Consider the following 19,997-nt stretch of genomic DNA (forward strand, 5'->3'; position numbering starts at 1 on the left):
TTAATTTGAGTATTGTTCACTCATAAAAACATATAAACCTTTAACTTCTGATCTGCTTTATAAAGCTTTCTCAATTAACTCATAATTACGTATAATCCTTCAAAGGCAGTAACATTCAGCAAGAATTTATGACTATTGTACTTGGGATTAGTTCAATACGATTACCATTTATTTGCGGTATTGAATAAAATCAGCCAGCCATAATCTTTGGCTTTGGGTATCAAGCTCGTTTTTTCTTCCTGGATTGGCGCTCGTTCTCTTCCAGCGCTTCAAGGTGTAGGCGTATTTCTCGAGCGGCTTGACCCGCCGTGTTGACTTCCTGTTTGGCCGCTGCGATTTGCTCGGGTAGCGCGCCCTGCTCTTCCAGCTCGGTCAGGGTTTCCTGGGCACCTTTTAATATCAAGTGGCGCTCGGCCAGGTAGTGGCGGGCGCCTATTACGTCTTTGGGTAATTCGCTTTCGCCTGCAGCTTTTTTTGCGTCAACATCCGCATGGTAGGCGGCAATCGCCTCGTCGATGTCGTCGTACCAGTAGGCGTTACCGCCCTTGAGGTACAACCCGGCCTTGCACAGGTCTTTCAATATGCCTTCCGAGTGAGACACCATGATGAGCGAAGCTTCACCCACTTTGGATTGAAACAGTTTTTTGGCTTTATCCTTGAAGGCGCGGTCGCCCACTGCGGTGGCCTCATCGGATATGTACACATCGAAATCGAACGCGAAGGAGAGCCCGAAGGAGATACGCGAGCGCATACCGGATGAGTAGGTACGAATGGGCTCGTCAAATGCGCCCCCTAATTCGGCGAAGTCTTCGACGAAGTCGATAATGCGCTGTACTTCGGTACCCGTGCTGCCCTGTACCCGCGCCACGAATTTGACGTTTTGGCGCCCGGTCATGCTGCTTTGCATACCACCGGAAAGCCCGACCGGCCAGGAAACTCGGCTATAGCGTATCACCTCGCCTCGTTCGGGCTTATCCATACCGGCAATCAGCCGCAGCAGTGTGGATTTACCCGCGCCGTTGGCGCCGATCAACCCTACACTCACCCCAGTAGGGATCGTAATGTTAATATCTTTGAGTACCCAGTCGCTTCCGTGGTGGTTGTGGTAGCGCTTATAGAGGTTTTTAATTTCGATCATTGGTTTTTCGGTAGAGGGTAAGGGAGTTTAATTACCTGTAATAGATATTGTCGAAAATTCTGGACATTTCATCGCTGTAAAACGTTTCCTTGGGATATCTTAATGATTCTTGCTCGACATCCTTTTTCTTTGCCATTGACAGAGACGCCGTTTTAGTAAAAACGGGGGATTCGTATGCGCTTATTTTTTTATAGACGGCCCCGGGCTTTAAAAGGTAACGGTCGTTGGTTTCAACAACTAAAAGAGCCGGTGACTCATGGCTTACTACATTTTCTATCAAAGAGCCAGGCAGATTTATAAACACGACACGACCGAATGAATACGTAAAATAGTTTACCAGGCAGCCAGACCTCATAAAGCTGTCACCAAAAAGCAAAGCGGTTTTGGAATAATATGCGTCGGGATTTTCCCAAATTTTTATAGCGCCAGAACCCGGCACTTCATTGCCAAAAACCAACTCTGCTTTAGGCCCGCTATAGGTATGTACCTTTTTCAAGGATTTTTTTACAGGATAAAACTTCGAGCCTAAATCACCTATTGCCTCTAGCTCCTCAAAGTCTACTTCCACTATCCCTTTTTCAAAGCCACTTTCTTTCATAACCTTTAAATAAGTCAGATATGCCCCATAGTCACTCCAATGGGTATCCGTTTTATAGTAGGTTCCTTCTTTCTTGGATAATACCTCTGTAGGGCTAAAGCTATTGACTTTTTTATCTTTGAGAATACTAGTAGCTTGGTCGAAAGGAGTAATACTGGCTTTTTCATAAGGATAATACTGAGGAACCACGGCTTCTTTCGCACTGGCAATGAGATATACTAAATTAAATTTACGCTGATACTCAAGAAGACGATCTGCATAGCTCATCCACGCTGATGACATTTCTTCAGTGAGCAATGACTTACCTAAGAATTGATCGACACTTTTATTAATATCATTATCGAGAAAAAACCAACCTTCTTTACCTTCCAGTACGTTTGAAAGATCTTGCAACTCTATTTGAAAAAGCCACTCCTGATTTTCGCCTATTTGGACCCCAACGTGAACTCCACTCGTAACATCTATATAATAATCAAAGCCGCACTGTAATTCTGTATCGTAGCAGCTCTTGCTTTCGAAATATTTTTTAACGTCAGGCCGTTCTACGTTCAGTTCATGATAACTCACCTGATCGCTACTATTTCTAATTATTAAAAAGCAATGTTCGTTTTGAGGGACCTGCACCCATCCGTATAAATGGTATTTTAAAAAATTGTGAATCTTTCCAATTTCTTTATTCCCTTGAACTTCATCAATATAGTACAAGAGATTTTGAGATTTTCTATATATATTAACTATGTACTTTTGAGCCTCCGTAGAGTCAATTAAAGAAACGAGGTCCTCAAGCTTTTGGCTATCACCATACCCTGTTCTTATTTTTTCGACTGTGCATCTGGCTTCATAAAACTGATAATCATAAATATATGACTTGGCTAGTCGCCAAAGTACGCCTTCCGGGTGTTTATCAAAGTTATCGATAATGTACTTCCACCCACGAATAGCGTTATCCCACTCAGAGGAAGACATCGAACGTTCTGCATAAAAAATTCTTAGCGAAAGGTTGTTTGGAAAAACCCTTAATGCTTCTTCGACTACCTCTGCCCCTCTTTCCTTCAAACCCAAGGAGAATAAAGACGATATAAATTGGGTGTAATGTAGCGGGGAAAAGGTGTTTTCTCTGGGGGTACTTTCGGCTAATTCTACTACTGAAACATGGTTACCATTAGCAACATCATCCTTGAACTTCACTTCCCAATCTTTCATTATATTCCAAACCCAATGCTAACTTTAATTTAATTTCATGCTTGTAGTTGATGCATAACTCAAAAGCTATATCCGGTTAACTTTCTAGTAGTTGATTCTCGCATTTTTACCTTTACGCTTATAAATAGCTTGCAGCTCTTTCTTCAACGCTTCTTTGGCGTCACGCTCGCCGTGTACCAGGTGAATGGTGTGGGGCCAGTGGTGCATGCGTTTTACGAAATCGAGCAGGTTCTTTTGGTCCGCGTGGGCGGAGTAGCCGCTAATGGTGGTAACGCCTGCGTTTATGTCGATACGCTGGCCATCTATTTCCACCCAGCCGCCTTTGGGGCCGTACTCCTGAATGGCACGGCCAGGGGTGCCGGCGCCTTGATAGCCTACGAACAGTATCTGGTGGCGGGCATCGCCCAGCATCGCTTTTAGGTAATTCATGATGCGCCCACCCGCGCACATGCCGCTGGCGGCGATGACCACAGAAGGCCTGCCGCTTTTTGCCAGGTACTCTACGGTTTGCAGGTGTTCTTCGTGTGAATCGACCGTGTAGAGGTTGGCGAAGTTTAGCGGGTGGCGCCCGCTTTTTAGGCGCTTTTGGGCTTCATCGTCCCAGTAGGGCTTGAGCTCGCGATATACCTTCGTGAAACGGGCGGCAAGTGGGGAATCGACGATGATTTCCAGGTCTTTCCACTGAACTTTTTTCGCCTCGAAAATGATGCTTTCGAGCTCGTACAGAAGCTCTTGGGTACGGCCAATGCTGAACGCGGGCACCATGACCGTGCCATCGTTTTGTAGCGCTTGAGTAATCGCACTTTTGAGCACCGCACGCCGATTTTCGCGATTGGGGTGGGTGCGGTTGCCGTAGGTGCTTTCCAGCACCAGTTGGTTACAGCCATGAGGCGATTTGGGTGCCGGCAGCAGCGGTGCGTGGGGGGCGCCAAAGTCGCCGGAGAACACGACCCGCTCTTTCTGCTGATTGGAGAAATCTTGATGGCTTACTTCTACGTAGCTCGAGCCCAGTATATGCCCTGCCCGCTTTAGCTTTATGCGGGTATTGGCGTTTTCATCTGCCACTACCGTGTGCCACTTGCCGTAGGCCACGCTTACGATTTGGGTTTCCAGCTGTGCCTGGAAGCGCTCGATCAGTTGGGGGTCTCGGGTGAAGCCTATTTTCAGTGCGTCTTCGATCACCAGTGGTAGCAGTTTAGCAGTGGGCTTCGAGCAAATAATGGGGCCTTTGAAGCCCGCCGCCAGCAGGTACGGCAGCCGCCCTACGTGGTCGATATGTACGTGGGTAACGATGAGTGCTCGTACCGTGGATATATCGAACTCGATTTGTAGCTGCTCGAACGAATCTTCACGGGCATCCTCGCCCTGAAACAGGCCGCAGTCTATTAACAACGAGTTTTCGCTGTTCACTATTAGCTGGTGGCAACTGCCGGTGACGCCTTTGGCGCCGCCGTGGTGTGTGATGTCGAGCATTGAGGCCCTTTTCGTGCTTTCTTTCAGCGTTGTAACGTGTGGGCGTATGATAGCGATATCAAAGCGGCTCTCGCCGCCCTTTGCAGGTGTCTCATTTGCTTGTTGCTCGCTCTTTCTTTATGCCGCACCGCCGGGTAATGGCTTCGATCTATTGTTACACCTTATTATGAGGGACGCGCAAACCTCACTTTAGACCGGTCCCATTTTTTAAGCACTGACTCCACAAACCAGCTTGAATCAATTTTTTCAAATTCGCTTTCGTAGATATCCAGAAAACCATCAGGTGTCGCTTCTGCAAAATGAAGATGCCTTTCACTTGAATTATCAAAAAAGTAGGCTCTTCGACATTTCACAACCATTTCATACAAAAGTGACAAACTTGCTTGATAACGACTTGTTATTTTATCTGAAGGGACATCGTGCCCTCCGCTAGAAACTCTTTGTGCAACACGCGCTTGATTAATTTCAGGGCTAGAGGTGCAAATATAATAAAGATAGGGTTCGAATCCTAAATCAAGTGCCTTTTCTACGAAGTTTAGGTGGCTACTATGACTCATAACGGATTCGTAGGTAAGAGAGAGGCCAGATTCCAACCAGTCTTCTCTTAGGCCTATGGCAATCGCTTGGGCAGATATCGCAGCAAAATAAGCTTCAAAATCCTTGGCAAACTGATTTGAGGAGGCATCACCATGAGAAATTGCGGTTGATGTTCTTTCTAACACGCTATTTAGCTGAATGTGCTTAGCAATGTCATCAGGATTTAAATACTGCCCCAATGGTATTTTTTACTAAGCAAAAATTGAGTCAAGGTAGTTTTACCCGAGCCATTCGGGCCAGCAATTAGCCTCAACCTTGGCACAAATACTCCCTAAGGTTGAAAGGCTGTGTTTCTTTTAATTTTTTAAGCTGTTTGATCTGATGGTCGGGCGTCTCTTCAACTAAAAAGCCATCACGTTCATATACAACAGAGACGCCTGCTGCCAGGTTTTTTCGAATAGCCGCACTAGAGGATTCGCTCGCAAACCGCATGAGTGAACGGGTGTCTTGCATTGGATCTTTCCTCTTCACCTTGCGCACAACCACTAGCTTTTCGGGGTTCGATTTTATACTCATGATTTTTCCATCTCAGCAAAGACTATGAAACCTTAGATCTATTATAGACCGTGTGGTTTCGAAGCAAGCAGGCTTTAGCCAGTGATTTGTTGAACGGGGCGCCGTTAGCAAGGGAAGGCAGGCGCCTTCCATCGCCAGATGAATCCAGCTCCTACGGGGGTGGGTGGGCCACTGCTTGGCCGTAGGAGCAGATTTTAGCCAGCGATTGGGTGTATGTGGCGCCGCTAGCTTGGGAAGGCTTTGCCTTCCATCGACCGATGAATCGGGCTCCTACGGGGGGCTGGAGCACTGCTTAACCGTAGGAGCGAGTTTTAGCAAGCGGTTGGGGGTATGTGGTGCCTAGCCCAGGAAGGCTTTGCCTTCCATAGCCGATGTGTGGGACCACCGATGAATCGGGCTACTACAAGGGTAATCACAGGTTAATCGCGGTGGTCCTTCACGATCATGATGATCATGCTGAGGATGAACGCGAGGAAGATGGTGATGATGGCGAATACCGTGCTGTTGTAGAGCCGGTTGGGCGATACCGGGTATTCCGGTAATAGCGGGCTTTGCAGCACGCTGACCTGCTTGAGCTGGCGGGCGGCTTCCAGGCGGGTGTTTTCGAGGGCAGCCAAGGCGCTGGAGTAGGTTTCCTGGGCGAACTGGGCTTGTAGTTCCAGGGTTTGGTACTCGGCGGAGACGCGGTTGAGCGCGCCGCCGGCGGCTTGGGCCAGGCGTTCGCTTTGCTCGCTGATCTGGTCGCGTAGTGCGGTAATGTTGCGCTCGACCTGCCGGAGCTCGGAGGATTGCGAGCTCTGGAAGCTGGCCATGGCATCGCGCTGGGCTTGCAGGCGTGCCAGGTCCCCTTCCAGGGTGGAGACGACCTGATTCAGACTCTCCACCGTGGCCGTGGGAGACACCAAGCCGTACTCGTTTTGAAACTCGAGAAGTTCGGCACGGGTTTCACGAAAACGCTCTTCAAGACGCACCATTTGCTGCTCTAGAAAGCGCACCTGCTCTTGAGCCAGGCGGTGGCCCATGGCGTTCATGTGATCCTCACCGGCTTCCAGCAGCATGGCGGTCATCTGCTGGGCGAACTCGGGCGTATAGCCTTCGACCTCGATATTGAGTACACCGGCGTACTCATCCATCTCGATCTCGACCCGGCGTTGGTAGTAGGCGTGCAGGTCTTCGATGGGTGCATCGGCATGCCAAAGCTTTGCGAAAATATCGCCGTGGGTGCTGTAGTGTTCGCGAAAGCCAAGTTCCTGGTCCAAGTGGCGCAGCATATCCACCGATAACAGGTGTTCGCGCAGCAGCAGAAGGTCCTGGGTATTGCCCGCACCGCCGCCCATGAGCGACGCGAAGCTGATTTCCGGTGTGGCCACTTGGGGGCTTTCGAGTACCACCGTGGCGCGGGAAACGTAGCGCTCCTGCGCCCACACGAACCAGTAGAACGTGACCAAAATGATGGCGATAAAGGCCAGCGCCCAGTGCGGCGATGTTTTAACGAAACGAGAAAGAGAACCTTGCATGGATTAGCTTGCCTTTAACCGGTCAACAAAGCGCAGGTGCATGATGAGCCCTACCGTAATGAGCGAAAGCGTAAAGAGCCAGAAGTAGAGCATGCTGGTGCCGTGCACTACCTTGTAATTTTCGAAAAAGCCCAGTCGCAGAGTTTCTAAACCGTGAGGAATGGGGTTCAGCATCAAATATTCCAGTAGCCAGTGAGGTAAACTGTTTAAAGGAAAAATCACTCCAGATACAATTAGCAAAGGAATCGATACCATACGCACTACACGGGCAATCTCAGGGATTAAGGCTGCCGAAACAGAAAGTATCAAGCCCGCCCCTAAACCCAAACACCAAAGTGAAAACCATGCACTTAACGTTCTAAGCGCGTTGTCTGGATATATATCCAGCCCAAGCATAAGCCCACCAACGACAAATATTAAAAAAACAAAAGACCGCAAAGTCCCTTCTAAAAAGTTACGAACTAACACCGCGTCGATCGGTTGCACCTGTCGATAAGCAAATAGTGCCTTATTTGAATCAACTGCCCCCATACCGCGCATCATACCTTCCCGCACTAGGTAAAATCCCATTAACCCAGCTATCATCCAAGGTATAAACTCAGCGTTCATAATAAGTTGATCACCACGAATAAAACTGCGGATCCCAACCATAATGCCGACCATAGCCACTGGTTCAAATACCATCCAGAACCAGCCCATGCGGTCGGACATGGTGCGCGAGATGGCCTCGCGCATGAACATGGCGTACCACACACTGCGGGTTACCTGCCACGGCGTGCGGGCGCCGCGGCGTGCCGTTAGGTTATCGGCCATGGTTACAGGTCCAGCGCCACACGGGTGGTGACCGCGATCTGGAAGAGCATTTGGGTCAGCGTGGAAACCAGCTGCAGGTTGTGTGCCGGCACTTTAGGCATCACGAGGATTTCATCACCCGGGCGTAGCGGCGAGTTGCTGGCGTGCTCCACGGCGCCGTTTTGGCGAACCAGCAGAATCTGGTCTTCATCCGCACGTTCGGTAAAGCCGCCGGCGTTTTGTACGTAGTCGATCACGCTCATGCCCGGGCGATACACCACGGCTTGCGGTACGACGATCTCGCCGCTCAGGAGTACGGAGTCGCTGATTTCGGGAATAGTGACGACATCACCATCCTGCAGGCGGATATCCGAAATTTGGCCGTTTTGCGCAACGACCAAACGGCCGCTGGGCTCGAGATCGCGGGCGCGTTCGATAAAGCGCTCGATGAGCTCGGCTTCGCGCAGGCGGATTTGTGCTTCTTCATCGGTGCGCGAGGTGGCGCCCAGGTAGGTGGTTTCCAACCGGCGCAAGCTGTCTTCTAGCGACTGCTCCTGCTGCTGACGCACGCTTTCGCGGCGAAGCGATACGCTGTCGACCGCGGTAAGATTCTGCGGCACGGAAATGGCATCGAGCAGCTCGCTCAGGCGCGCGTTACGCGGCAGCGCGTAGCGTGAAGGCCCGTAGTAGCTGCCTTCCACTTCGACCACGATCGTCTCGCTGCGCTGGTCGGCGCTGAAGGTGACTTCATCGCCACTGCGTACGGTTTGGCCCGAGAACAGCCCCAGCGGAAAGTACTGGGCAATAGGGCCGCTGGGGCGGTCGCCACGAAGCAGCACATGAGAAACCCCGCTTCTTAGTCGCGCCAGGTTGACAAGTTCCGCACCGCTTAGGGTGTTGCCGGTCAGTTCGTAGCGCAGTTCGCGGTGTACGTCTCCCACTACGGCAATCGCCGGGCCACGCTCTTCAACCACGATCGTGTCGCCGTCCTGGAACTGCGGGCGGGGAATCGTGCCGTTGATGAGAAAGTCGTAAAGGTCGACGGTGGCGATCTGGCTACCATCACGCATCACGCGAAGCTGACGGTAGCTGCCCAGGTCCTGGTCGATACCGCCGGCCTGGTCCAGAAAGTACAAAAGCGAATCATCCGGCGTACCGGCATAGCGGCCGGGGTTTTCCACGTAGCCGGTGACGTACACCGCCACAGGCTGTACGCCTTGCAGGTTGGTATAGACTTCGACGTTGTCCGGGTACACCGAGGTAATCGCCTGGCGTACGGTGTTATCCACCTGCTGGCTGCTCAGGCCTTCCACATTGATAGGGCCAGAACCGGGGATGAAGATATTGCCTTGGGCGTCCACGGGCAGAGAACGGTCCAACTCGATCGCCCCCCAGGCACGTACGGTGACCTGGTCACCGGGCTTGATGCGGTAATCGGCATTCATGCCGTCGCCTATCGCGCCGCGAAAGCCGCCGGTAAACAGGTTGAAGCCAAACGGCGGGAGTAGGTCCGGGTTTCTGGGCTGATTACTGGGCAACGGGCCGTAAGTGCCGCTTCGCCAGTCGGCACGGGGCGCGTCTTCTACTTGCTGCTGGCCCTGGGCCGCTTGCCCCCCTTGACCCTGGCCTTGCCCCTGACCTTGGCGCTGACTTTGGCTTGTGGACTGACTGCTGCGCTGGTTGGAGAGCGTATCGTCCGGCAGGCTCAACACCTGGGCCTGAGCGGCCGGTCCGAGGGCCATCAAACAGCTCAACGAAACGGCAGCGAGCGCTTTGGTAACGCTCAGGCGTTTATGAAAGGTAAACACGTTCATTGCAACCGCCCTTCTACCGTTTGTGTGACGACACGCTGATTGACCCACCCTTGGGGCGTTTTACATACCAGCGCCCGGCTGTTTTCACCTTGCGTGGCTATAATTTGCAGGCGTCGGCATTCGCGCCCGCTTGCCGCCAGGTACGGCTGGTCGGCGACGATTTCAACGTTGTTACCCCAAGGGCTGCTGGCCGCGCTAACGACGCCTCCGGCGGGCGACTGCTCCAAAAAGCCGTTGATGGTGTCATTGTTGATGGTTTGGGCGCTGTCGTTGTCCAGCGCGTACTGAAGCTGCGATTCGCTACCCGAGGGGTAACGGGTGGCACACCCGCTCAACAACGCCAGGCTAACGGCGGTGAGCAGCAAGCGCACGGATACCGTTTGAATACGTGGGGTATAGATCATTTGGATTCCCAGAAAAAAGGCACGCTACCGCCCGGGGATTAAACCGGGCGCTTTCCCTTGCCCTACACTTTACTATGTAAAAACGTGGGGTGCGCTATCGCAGCGCCGTAAAATAGACGGCCATTGTATGTGATTCCTCTTTAGCGCTCCACCTTAACAAATCTTTTACAAATTCCACGTTTAAAACGTTTATTCACTATATGTTGTTTTATTGAAATAAAAAAAGCCGACCCTTCATCGGGCCGGCTTTGAAGCGAACTTGGCTTAAGTACTCGCGTTAAAAGAGATAGCGCCCTCCTGTGATCCAGTAAACGTCGTCAGAGGAGGCACGAATGGCTGGTGACTCGGCTTCGGCGACTCCAACTTCACTACTCGAAACATTTTTATGCGCAATAAAAAACCGGCCCTCGAAGGGGCCGGTTCTATTTGCTGCAGGGTTACTTCTTAAGCGCTCGGGTCAATTAAGCCGGGCTTAGAAGAAGTAACGCGCGCCTGTCAGCCAGTATACGTCGTCAGTCAGGCTGCTAAGCGTGCCGTCGCTGCCGAAGAAGTCGTCGTTACGGTTAACGCGCGGTGCGTCAGCGTCAGCCACTTCCAGGAACACGTCGAAGTTGCTGGAAACGTTGTAGTACGCGCCAGTCGCCCAGGAGCGGCTGGTTTCGGCATCGTCACGCTCGATGTTGTAGTAATCGACGTTGAATGCCCACGGGCCAGTAGTGAAGGTACCACCAACGCCTACGGAGTCGTAGCCGCCGCCGCGAGTATCTTCTACGCCCAGCGGGCCAGTGCGTACTGCGTCGTTGCTGTTTTCACGACCTTCGTAACCCAGACGAGCAGAGAACTGATCGGTAAAGTCGTAAGAACCGACCAAACCGTACATCATTTCGCCGTTACCGCCGTCGCCACGGGCAACGTCGTCTACGAAACCAAGACCAACGGTAACCGGGCCTTCAGCGTAGCGAACACCACCTTGTGCGGAAGTAACGCTACCTTCTTCGGAAGTCTGACGCGTGATGCCGGCCTGCGGGATACTTTCGTCGATCAGGCCGCGCTCGCTGTAGTGCTTAGCCTGTACGAATACAGTAAAGCCTTCCAGGTCAGGCGTGTAGTAACCGATCGAGTCGCCGCGAGACTGCTTCGGATGACCAGCGAACTGGAAACCCTGGTCGACGTAGACGTCGAACGGCAGAGAAACGAACTGGTTGTAGAAGCTGTCAAAGTTACCCGCTTGGAACGTACCGTATTGCTGGCTGGTCATACCAAGGTAGGACTGACGAGTTTCGGAGAACGCGTCGAAGTTGTTGCCGTTACGCGTGCCGGATTCGTCGGCACGGAAACGCCACTCGACACGACCGAAAGCGGTCAGGTCGCTGGTAACTTCTTGGCTCAGACGGAAGCCAAGGCGGGAAAATACGTCAACGAATTCCGGATCGTTGTCGATTTTTACACCGTTTTCTTCTTCCGGGCCGCCGCCTGCAACGCCAAGGCCGATACGGCCGTACAGGTCAACTTTGGTGCCGTCTTCGTCGTAAACAGTGGCTGCTTGAGCGGCAGCAGAAGCGCCCAGAGCGGCGATGACAGCAGTCGCTAAAAGTGTCTTTTTCATGATGTAGGTTCCTTAACTAGCTTACTGTTTCGATCGTGTCTGCCAGACTTTTATAAGCCTGCAGGTTGGCCTATGGGTCATGCTCTTCTGCCATCCGCCGGTTTAGCCAGCGATATGTGGCATGTCCTCACTAAAGCCTTGTTATAGTCCAATGCTCGCAAGTCAAACTCTATACCGGGATTCGAGGGAACGCAATAGAAAAAAACAGTGTTCTTTTACGATTTGCGCTTTTTTATGGAACCCACGGCCTGTTGATGAGTCTCAGCGCCCTTCGAATTTCTGCATTAACCCTTTTATTTTCTCTTCCATGCTAAGCGGTTTTGCTTCATCGCTTTTTTCCGGCGCCTTGTTTTGCGAAGCGCGCGGTTCAGTGGCGCCAGCAGAAGCATTATCGGCCTTATGGCCTTGTGGGTTCGGTTTTTTAGACGCTTTGTCGTGCACCTGGCTCGAAGCTTGACGAACGGGTTTCTCCCCCGCCTGGTCCTTGCGCCGCTCGTTGGCGTGAAGCGAAGCCTCTTTATCTACTTTCCCCGCGGGCAAGCCATCCAGGTCGACCCGCTCTGCGCCTTCGCGCATGGATTTCACGTAGCGTGGCAAATTGACATAGTTGGCGAGCGCCCGGCGTATCAACTTGCCAGACCATGGCTCGCGCTCGGCCAGGTCATGATGAATACCCACCTTGAGCGGTTTGGTGTGCCCTTTGAAAAAGGCATGGGGATAGCGCTCGTACCACTGTTTCAAAAGCGCGTGGGGCGAGGGCTGCTGCGTATCGGAAGATTCATGGGCGTTCGATGGGTCGACTTGTCGAGCTTTCTGCGCTGGCGGCTCTTCTACCTGCGGCTTCGATGCCAAAGACTCGAATGCACTGTCCGCTTGCCCAGAACGGGCCTGAACCGGGCTCCGGGCCGAAGGCGTTACTTGCGCCTGCGCCACTTTCTGCACCGCTTCAGGCGTTGGCGGCTGTGCGATTTGGCTTTCACCCGCCACAGGGGAAGGCGATGCAGAAGCCCCCGCCTCCCGAGCAAGCTGCTCGCGAAGCGCGGTATTTTCCCGGCGCAGTAGCTCGAGTTCTTGTTGAGTGCGCTGGAGGTGCGTCTCCAGTGATTCGATCAAACTATTTACGCTGGCGGCCATGGCGCCCTCCCTGGAACTGGTCAGTCGTCAATACGCTCGTAAACGACAAAGTCATAATGCGGCTGCCCTTCGCTGGGCGTACCCGCCACGCGCTCTATTTCTCGAAACGTTTGCGGCGGTATTGCCGGAAAAGTGGTGTCGCCGTCTACCTCGACATCCACCTCGGTGACGTAGAGGCGCTGGGCATACGGCAACGCCTGGCGATAAATTTCGCCGCCCCCCATGACCATGATCTCTTCCGCTGCTTCTATCGTCGCTTGCTGGTCGGCAAGGGTCAGCGCACTTTCAAGATCATGACAGACACGCACCCCTTCGGCGTCGAATTGCGGGTCTCGGGTCACCACGATGTTCAAGCGGTTGGGCAGCGGCTTGCCAATGGAAGCGTACGTCTTGCGCCCCATCACCAGTGGCTTTGCCTGAGTCTTACGTTTAAAGAACTTCAGGTCTTCTGGCAAGTACCAGGGCAAATTACCTTCAACGCCAATCACGCGGTTTTTGGCCATGGCGACGATCATTGCCACCGGCACCAGGGGCTCATGGTCGAGTTGCGGGTTCATACGGCCACCTTCGCTTTGATGTGGGGATGAAAGGTGTAGTCGTCGATGCGGATATCGTCGAAGGTGAAATCGAACAGGTCCGTGACATCCGGATTCAACCAGAGCTTGGGCGGGCTGTAGGGCGCGCGGGCCAACTGCTCTTTCGCTTGCTCGAAATGGTTACTGTAAAGGTGGGCATCGCCCAGGGTATGGATGAACTCCCCGGGCTTTAGACCGGTCACCTGGGCCACCATGCACGTAAGCAGCGCATAGCTTGCGATATTGAACGGTACGCCCAGGAAAATATCCGCACTGCGCTGGTAGAGCTGGCAAGAGAGCCGGCCATTGGCCACGTAGAACTGGAACAGGCAGTGGCACGGCGGCAGTTTCATTTCATCGACCTGGGCCGGGTTCCAGGCCGACACCACCAGCCGGCGGGACTGCGGCGCGGTGCGGATCTGCTCGAGCACGTTGGTTATTTGGTCGACCCCTTCGCCGCCTTTCGGGTCGGGCCAACTGCGCCACTGGTAGCCGTACACCGGCCCCAGGTCGCCGTTTTCGTCCGCCCACTCGTCCCAAATGCGCACCCCATGCTCTTTCAGGTAGCCAATGTTGGTGTCGCCTTGTAAAAACCATAAAAGCTCATGAATGATGGAGCGCAGGTGCAGCTTTTTGGTGGTTAAAAGCGGGAACCCGCGGGCCAGGTCGAAGCGCATCTGGTGGCCAAAAAGAGACCGCGTACCGACGCCGGTACGGTCACCCCGGTCGGTGCCCTGCTCCAGCACGGTATGCATCAGGTCCAGATAAGGCTGTTCCAGCGCGGCGGAGGTCGCTTGAGGTGCGGCAGTTGCAGGCGTTGAGGCAGTCACAGGGTTTCCAGAGTTGCAGATCATTAAAGGCTTTATTCTAGGCAGGGGGCGATGAGAAATACAACGCCGCCCGCCCCAGGTATCCGTTCGTTGAACAAGGCCCTGACAGGGCGCTAAAAGGTGTTGGGTACGTTAAACCGCTTTCGCATCGACCGGGTTGGTGCGCGACCACATCATGAACGCCACGCCCAGCGCGATCATCGGCAAGGTCAACAGCATTCCCATGGTGACCCAGCCAAAGGCGATAAACCCGATGTGGGCATCCGGCAGGCGCACGAACTCCACCATAAAACGGAAGACACCGTACCCCAGCAGGAAAAGGCCCGAAACGAACCCGCGGGCGCGCGGCTTGGCCGATACCCACCAAAGAATCACGAAGAGCACCAGGCCTTCCAGCAACGCCTCATAAAGCGCGGAAGGATGACGTGGCTCTGGCCCCATACCGGGAAACGGCATTCCCCAGGGCAGCGAAGTAACCCGCCCGGGCAGCTCATGATTGATGAAGTTACCAATGCGCCCGGCCCCCAGGCCGATGGGCACCAGCGGCGCGATAAAATCGGTCAGGGTAAAAAAGGCCAAGCGCTTGCGCCGGGCGAAGAGCCAGGCGGCGAGCAGAACGCCGATTAGACCGCCGTGAAAGCTCATGCCGCCGTCCCAAACACGGAAGACCCAAAGCGGGTCCGCCGCCCACTGCCCCAAACCGTAGAAAAGGGCGTAGCCCAAACGCCCACCGGCCACCACGCCCACGGCGCAGTAAAACAGCAAGTCGCTGATGTCGTCGTTAGTCAGACCAATGCGCGCCGCGCGTTTACAGCCAAGCCACCAGGCCGCCACGAAGCCGACGACGTACATCAGGCCATACCAGTGAACCTGCAGGGGCCCGAGAGAAATCGCTACCGGGTCAATCGCTGGGTAATTGATCATCAACCGCCTCTAGGTAAATCAATACAAACAAACCAGTTCAGGTCATCGCGGGCTTATACCGCGCTGCCTTTTCGTTTTTTAGCTCAGTACCGTCAAGCCAGTATAAAGCGAAGCCCCACGACGGCCAGCAGCAGCGCAAAGGATAACCGCAATACGCGAGCCGACAACACGTGGGCCAGCTTAACGCCTACACGGGCAAAAGGGACACTGGCCAACACGATGCCGAAAAACGCCGGCCACATGATAAAGCCGGTGGACCAGGCGGGCAGCAATGCGTTGTTCCACCCCACTACGATAAAGGTGAGCGCGCCGACCAGCGCAATAGGCAGCCCGCACGCCGCCGAGGTACCCACCGCTTGGGTCATAGTGGCGCCACAGCGCGAAAGCCAGGGCACAGTCATGGCGCCGCCGCCGATACCGAATAGCGCCGAGATGCCCCCGACGACGCCGCCGGCGATCGTCATGGCGATTTTTCCCGGCGCTATCGAGCCCGGCTTTGGCTTGAGCCCGAGAACCATTTTACCCGCCAGCAAAAGCACGAACACGCCGAAAAGCGTGCCCAGCACCGTGCCGGAGAGATTCCCTGCAATGAAGACGCCGCCAATGGCGCCCAGCATCAGGCCCGGTAAAAGCGCCATGAACCAGGGGCGGTGAATGCTGCCTTTACGGTAGTGCCCCAGGGTCGACGACGCACCGGTGACCACGATGGTGGCAAGCGAGGTACCCACGGCCAGGTGCATGGTGATTTCCGGCGCAACGTTTTGCAGATTGAACGCAAACACCAGGGCGGGAACGATGATCAGCCCGCCGCCAACACCAAACAGCCCGGCCATGGTGCCAGCCGCCGCGCCCAAAAGGAGATAGCCCAGTAGTGTGATCGCAATGCTCATGATGCAGCGCTCTTACTGATTGAGAGAGGGTGTTTTGCGCTTGCCCCCGCTGGAAGGCGGCGGGCAATATGAGCAGATGATAACATTTAGCCCCTTTCGATGGGGCGCCATGGTCCACTTTTGAAAGGCGATCGACGCCATGTGTCTACTTACCTTTGCCTGGAACCCGGGCAGTGCCACGCCCTTGAAGCTCGCCGGTAACCGCGACGAGTTTCACGCCCGCCAAACGGCGCCGCTACACCACTGGCAAGACCACCCGGACATTCTGGGCGGGCGCGATTTACAGGCCGGCGGCAGTTGGTTGGCGGCCAACCAACGAGGCGTGGTGGCGGCACTGACCAACGTACGCGAGCCCGGCGCGGCGCTACCCGCCAACGCCCCTAGCCGGGGCGAGCTCGTCTTTCGTGCATTACGTGCCGATGACCCGACCACATGGCTTCACCAGTTGGTCAAAGACGAGGCCACGCACTTTGGCGGTTTCAACCTGCTGGTGGCCCACAACGCGACGCTTTGGCACGTGCATCGCGGGGTCGCGGGCGTTTTTATCGAGCGCGTGCCGCCGGGTGTGCACGGGCTTTCCAATGCGCGCCTCGATACGCCCTGGCCCAAGCTGACCGCCGCCCGCCAGGCGCTCGAAGGGGCGGGAAGCGACTGGCAAGCAGCCACCGCCCGGGCGCTGCATGATCCCAACACCGCCCCGGACGAAGCACTTCCCCATACCGGCGTAGAAGCGGGCCTGGAGCGTCGCCTTTCGGCGGCGTTCATCGTCGGGGAGGAGTACGGTACCCGCGCGACCACCTGGCTGAGCCTGGATGCCCAGGGCCGCACCCGCATGACCGAGCAACGGTTTGGCCCCATGGGGCGGCGCGAGGGAGAAACCACCCTGGCCCAACCCCGCGCGCCGCTTTAAAGACGCGGTTAGTCGCGGGGCGGCAGCAAGTGGGTTAGCTGCCACTCGTCCATACGCTTGTTCAAGTGCTGGCGCACCAGGGCCGGGGTATCCAGCGCCATGATCTCATCCAAAAGCGTTTGGGCATCGGTGAGCGGCACCCGGCGAATCGCGGCGCGCACTTTCGGCAGGCTAGGCGCATTCATCGAGAGGCTCGAAAAGCCCATCGCCATGAGTAGCAGCGCGCCAGCCGGGTCGCCGGCCAGTTCGCCGCAAAGCGAAATCGGCTTTTTTAGGCGCAAGGCATCCTGGGAGAGTTCCTGGAGTGCGCCGAGAAGCGCCGGGTGCAGCGCATCGTAAAGGCTCGAGACCCGCGGGTTGTTGCGATCCACCGCCAGCAGATACTGGGTCAGGTCGTTACTGCCCACCGAGAAGAAATCGACCCGCTTGGCCAGCGCATCCATTTGGTAAATGGTGGCGGGCACTTCGATCATGACGCCTACCTGGGGGCGCCCGACGACGATCCCCTCCTCGCCCAGCTCGAGAATGGCGCGGTCCAGCAGGCGCAAGGCTTCGTCGACCTCTTCCACGTTGGTAATCATGGGGAAGAGGATGTAAAGGTTGTCGATCCCGTGGGAGGCCTTGAGCATGGCGCGCAGTTGCACCATCAGCACTTCCGGGTGATCCAACGTCACCCGCATGCCCCGCCAGCCCAAAAACGGGTTGGCTTCCTCGATGGGAAAGTACGGCAGGTCCTTGTCGCCGCCGATATCCAGCGTACGCATCACGACCGGCAGCGGCGCGAAACCTTCCAGCTGCTCGCGATACATGCGCATTTGTTCTTTCTCGCCGGGAAAGCGCTCGGCGATCATGAACGGCACTTCTGTCCGGTAAAGCCCCACCCCGCCGATACGGCTTTTGAGCAGCGCGCTTGCGTCGACCGCGAGCCCCGTGTTCACCATGAGCGGCAGGTGGTAGCCATCCGGCGTTTCGCTGGGCAGGTCCTGCTCGTGCTCGAGCATGTCGCTCAGCGCCTGCTCTTCGGCAATCAAGCTTGCATAGCGCGCCTCGAGCTCTGGCGAGGGCCGCACGAACATGCGCCCGCGGTGGCCATCCAGCACGACCGGGGCGCCGTTCAAGCGCGGCAGCGGGAGATCGACCATGCCCAGCACCGTGGGAATGCCCATCGCCCGGGCCACGATCGCCACGTGGGAGGTGCTCGAGCCGCGCACGGATACCAGCCCTTTTAGCTTCCCCCGGGGCACTTCGCCCAGCATGGCCACGCTGATCTCGTCGCCCACTAGAATCGCGTTATCCGGGTAGGTTTCCGGGGTCGAGGGGGTGTCTTGCTGAAGATGCGCCAGCACCCGGCGGCCCAAATCGCGAATGTCGGCGGCGCGCTCGCGCAGGTAGTTGTCGTCCACACGTTCGAGATACTGAACGTGGCGGCGTACCACATCCGCCAGCGCCCCCGGCGCCCACTGCCCTTCGCGAATGCGCTTTTCGACCTCTTCGGAAAGCGCCGCCTCGCCCAGCATCTGCTGGTAAACATCAAAAAGCGCCAGCTCCTGGGCGGAGATACGGCTGGCCAGGCGCTCGGCAGCGGCGCGAATTTCGCGGCGGGTTTGTGCAATGGCCTCTTTCAAGCGGGCGACTTCGAAATCCTGGTCGCTTGGAACCAGATCCGGCACGCTGTTCAAATCCGCCGGCGGGCTGATCACGACGGCTTCGCCGATCGAGACCCCTGGCGAGGCCGCCACCCCCTTGAACATCGCCTGGCCGCCGGGCAGCGCCGGGCGCGAAAGATTCCCGGTGGCTAGCGCGTGGGCCAGCACCCCGGCAAGTTGGGCGGCCATGGTCACCAGGAACGCTTCGTCTTCGTCGTCGTAGCGGCGCTTTTCGGCTTGCTGTACGACCAGCACGCCCAGCATTTGGCGCTGGTGAATGATGGGCACGCCCAGAAAGCTCGAGTAGCGCTCCTCGCCGGTGGCCTCGAAGTAGCGAAACTGGGCATGGGCCCGGGCGTCTTCCAGGTTCAGCGGCTCGCTGCGCTTGGCCACCAGCCCCACCAGGCCTTCGCCCAGCGGTAGCACTACGCGGCCCACGGCCTGGGTGCGCAGGCCGATGGTTTCCATCAGCACCAGCGACTCGAGATCGCTATCGTAAAGATAGAACGAGCAGACATCGGTCTGCATTGCCTTGCGGATACGGCGCACCATGGTAGACAGCGCGGCTTCTAGCGTTCGCGCGCCGTTCACTTCTTGTATGACGCGCCTCAATACCTCCAGCATGGATGTTTTAGACTTCACTTTTGTTGTCCTCGCTGAGGGGTAGGCGGCACGGCGGGCAGCGCCTTGGCCAGTAGCGCTTTTTAATTGCGCTACTGGCCCTACGTCGGCCCGCCTTGTTTTTCACGCTATTCATCTCCCAGTGCCAAGCGCTGCACGCGAGGGGAAAGCTCGCGCAAGGCCCGCCGGTAGACTTCCCGCTTGAACGGCACGACCTGGCCCAAGGGATACCAGTAGCTGACCCAGCGCCAGCCGTCGAATTCGGGCTTGGGGGTTGCCGTCATGCTGATCCGGTTCTCCTGACACCGAATCCTGAGTAAAAACCACTTCTGCTTCTGACCGATACAAACCGGCCGTGAGTGGGTACGAATCATGCGTCGTGGCAGACGGTAGCGCAGCCACCCCCGGGTGCAGGCGACAATATCAACATCGTCGGCGGTCAGGCCGATCTCCTCAAACAGTTCACGATACAGCGCTTGCTGTGGCGTTTCGCTTGCTTTAATGCCTCCCTGGGGGAACTGCCACGCGTTTTGTCCTACGCGACGCGCCCAAAGCAGCTGCCCCTGGCTATTGACAATGATAATGCCAACATTGGGGCGAAAGCCGTCAGCGTCGATCACGGACTTCACCTTCTTGAATTTTCAGTTGTCCCCATTTTTCCACAAGGCAGACAAGCGTATCAATACAATATAACGCTCGGGGGCAATAACGGGGAGAAACGGTGCGTTCACGGTGGGCAGCGGCCAGGGTCTCTGAGATAATTCTGTGCGCTTAACGTTCAGCGGCTTGAATCAAAGACCTATAAACCT

Annotated in this window: 18 protein-coding genes; 1 reads left to right on the forward strand and 17 read right to left on the reverse strand. The window is 55.6% G+C overall.

Annotation, left to right across the window (positions count from 1 at the left end):
* Nucleotides 1-220 precede the first annotated feature (220 nt).
* The 15 genes from ACWHXT_RS10980 to ACWHXT_RS11050 form a co-directional block, all read right to left on the reverse strand.
* On the reverse strand, nt 221-1,138 hold the full coding sequence (locus tag ACWHXT_RS10980) for an ABC transporter ATP-binding protein (RefSeq protein WP_447955857.1): 918 nt from the start codon (nt 1,136-1,138) through the stop codon (nt 221-223).
* A gap of 31 nt (nt 1,139-1,169) precedes the next feature.
* Entirely contained in the window at nt 1,170-2,939 is a 1,770-nt protein-coding gene (locus tag ACWHXT_RS10985; protein ID WP_447955858.1) for an alginate O-acetyltransferase AlgX-related protein, read from the reverse strand.
* Nucleotides 2,940-3,023: 84 nt separating this feature from the next.
* Nucleotides 3,024-4,412, reverse strand: a complete 1,389-nt coding sequence (locus ACWHXT_RS10990) for an MBL fold metallo-hydrolase RNA specificity domain-containing protein (RefSeq protein ID WP_447955859.1) — start codon at nt 4,410-4,412, stop codon at nt 3,024-3,026.
* Between the two features lie 164 nt (nt 4,413-4,576).
* Nucleotides 4,577-5,188, reverse strand: a complete 612-nt coding sequence (locus tag ACWHXT_RS10995) for a hypothetical protein (RefSeq protein WP_447955860.1) — start codon at nt 5,186-5,188, stop codon at nt 4,577-4,579.
* A 70-nt stretch (nt 5,189-5,258) separates the two neighbouring features.
* The gene (locus ACWHXT_RS11000; protein ID WP_447955861.1) at nt 5,259-5,525 is read right to left on the reverse strand and encodes a hypothetical protein; all 267 of its coding nucleotides are present in this window, start codon (nt 5,523-5,525) and stop codon (nt 5,259-5,261) included.
* A 419-nt stretch (nt 5,526-5,944) separates the two neighbouring features.
* The gene (locus tag ACWHXT_RS11005) at nt 5,945-7,042 is read right to left on the reverse strand and encodes a chain-length determining protein (RefSeq protein ID WP_447955862.1); all 1,098 of its coding nucleotides are present in this window, start codon (nt 7,040-7,042) and stop codon (nt 5,945-5,947) included.
* Nucleotides 7,043-7,045: 3 nt separating this feature from the next.
* The gene (locus tag ACWHXT_RS11010; protein ID WP_447955863.1) at nt 7,046-7,855 is read right to left on the reverse strand and encodes an ABC transporter permease; all 810 of its coding nucleotides are present in this window, start codon (nt 7,853-7,855) and stop codon (nt 7,046-7,048) included.
* Between the two features lie 2 nt (nt 7,856-7,857).
* Nucleotides 7,858-9,648, reverse strand: a complete 1,791-nt coding sequence (locus ACWHXT_RS11015) for a polysaccharide biosynthesis/export family protein (RefSeq protein ID WP_447955864.1) — start codon at nt 9,646-9,648, stop codon at nt 7,858-7,860.
* Complete coding sequence (locus ACWHXT_RS11020; RefSeq protein ID WP_447955865.1) at nt 9,645-10,052, reverse strand: DVU3141 family protein; 408 nt, start codon at nt 10,050-10,052, stop codon at nt 9,645-9,647. Before ACWHXT_RS11020 ends, ACWHXT_RS11015 begins: the two co-directional genes overlap by 4 nt.
* 472 nt (nt 10,053-10,524) lie before the next feature.
* Complete coding sequence (locus ACWHXT_RS11025) at nt 10,525-11,658, reverse strand: porin (protein WP_447955866.1); 1,134 nt, start codon at nt 11,656-11,658, stop codon at nt 10,525-10,527.
* Between the two features lie 261 nt (nt 11,659-11,919).
* Nucleotides 11,920-12,792 carry a ProQ/FINO family protein gene (locus ACWHXT_RS11030; RefSeq protein WP_447955867.1) on the reverse strand — a complete coding sequence of 291 codons (873 nt, stop codon included), beginning with the start codon at nt 12,790-12,792 and terminating at the stop codon, nt 11,920-11,922.
* A 20-nt stretch (nt 12,793-12,812) separates the two neighbouring features.
* Nucleotides 12,813-13,349 (reverse strand): dihydrofolate reductase, encoded by a 537-nt coding sequence (locus tag ACWHXT_RS11035; protein WP_447955868.1) that lies wholly within the window; start codon nt 13,347-13,349, stop codon nt 12,813-12,815.
* The gene (locus ACWHXT_RS11040; protein ID WP_447958032.1) at nt 13,346-14,122 is read right to left on the reverse strand and encodes a thymidylate synthase; all 777 of its coding nucleotides are present in this window, start codon (nt 14,120-14,122) and stop codon (nt 13,346-13,348) included. The genes ACWHXT_RS11035 and ACWHXT_RS11040 overlap by 4 nt, the downstream gene beginning before the upstream one ends.
* Before the next feature lie 207 nt (nt 14,123-14,329).
* Nucleotides 14,330-15,121, reverse strand: coding sequence for a prolipoprotein diacylglyceryl transferase (lgt, locus tag ACWHXT_RS11045; RefSeq protein ID WP_447955869.1), 792 nt, complete (start codon nt 15,119-15,121; stop codon nt 14,330-14,332).
* Between the two features lie 92 nt (nt 15,122-15,213).
* Nucleotides 15,214-16,011, reverse strand: a complete 798-nt coding sequence (locus ACWHXT_RS11050; RefSeq protein WP_447926382.1) for a sulfite exporter TauE/SafE family protein — start codon at nt 16,009-16,011, stop codon at nt 15,214-15,216.
* Between the two features lie 139 nt (nt 16,012-16,150).
* Here ACWHXT_RS11050 and ACWHXT_RS11055 point away from each other — a divergent pair, with 139 nt between their 5' ends.
* Nucleotides 16,151-16,921 (forward strand): NRDE family protein, encoded by a 771-nt coding sequence (locus ACWHXT_RS11055; RefSeq protein ID WP_447955870.1) that lies wholly within the window; start codon nt 16,151-16,153, stop codon nt 16,919-16,921.
* 8 nt (nt 16,922-16,929) lie between these two features.
* Here ACWHXT_RS11055 and ptsP read toward each other — a convergent pair whose 3' ends face one another.
* Both ptsP and ACWHXT_RS11065 read right to left on the reverse strand, forming a co-directional pair.
* Nucleotides 16,930-19,191 (reverse strand): phosphoenolpyruvate--protein phosphotransferase, encoded by a 2,262-nt coding sequence (gene ptsP, locus ACWHXT_RS11060; protein WP_447958033.1) that lies wholly within the window; start codon nt 19,189-19,191, stop codon nt 16,930-16,932.
* 125 nt (nt 19,192-19,316) lie between these two features.
* The gene (locus tag ACWHXT_RS11065) at nt 19,317-19,808 is read right to left on the reverse strand and encodes an RNA pyrophosphohydrolase (RefSeq protein ID WP_447529217.1); all 492 of its coding nucleotides are present in this window, start codon (nt 19,806-19,808) and stop codon (nt 19,317-19,319) included.
* Nucleotides 19,809-19,997: the final 189 nt, after the last annotated feature.

The organism is Vreelandella halophytica (assembly GCF_968193635.1).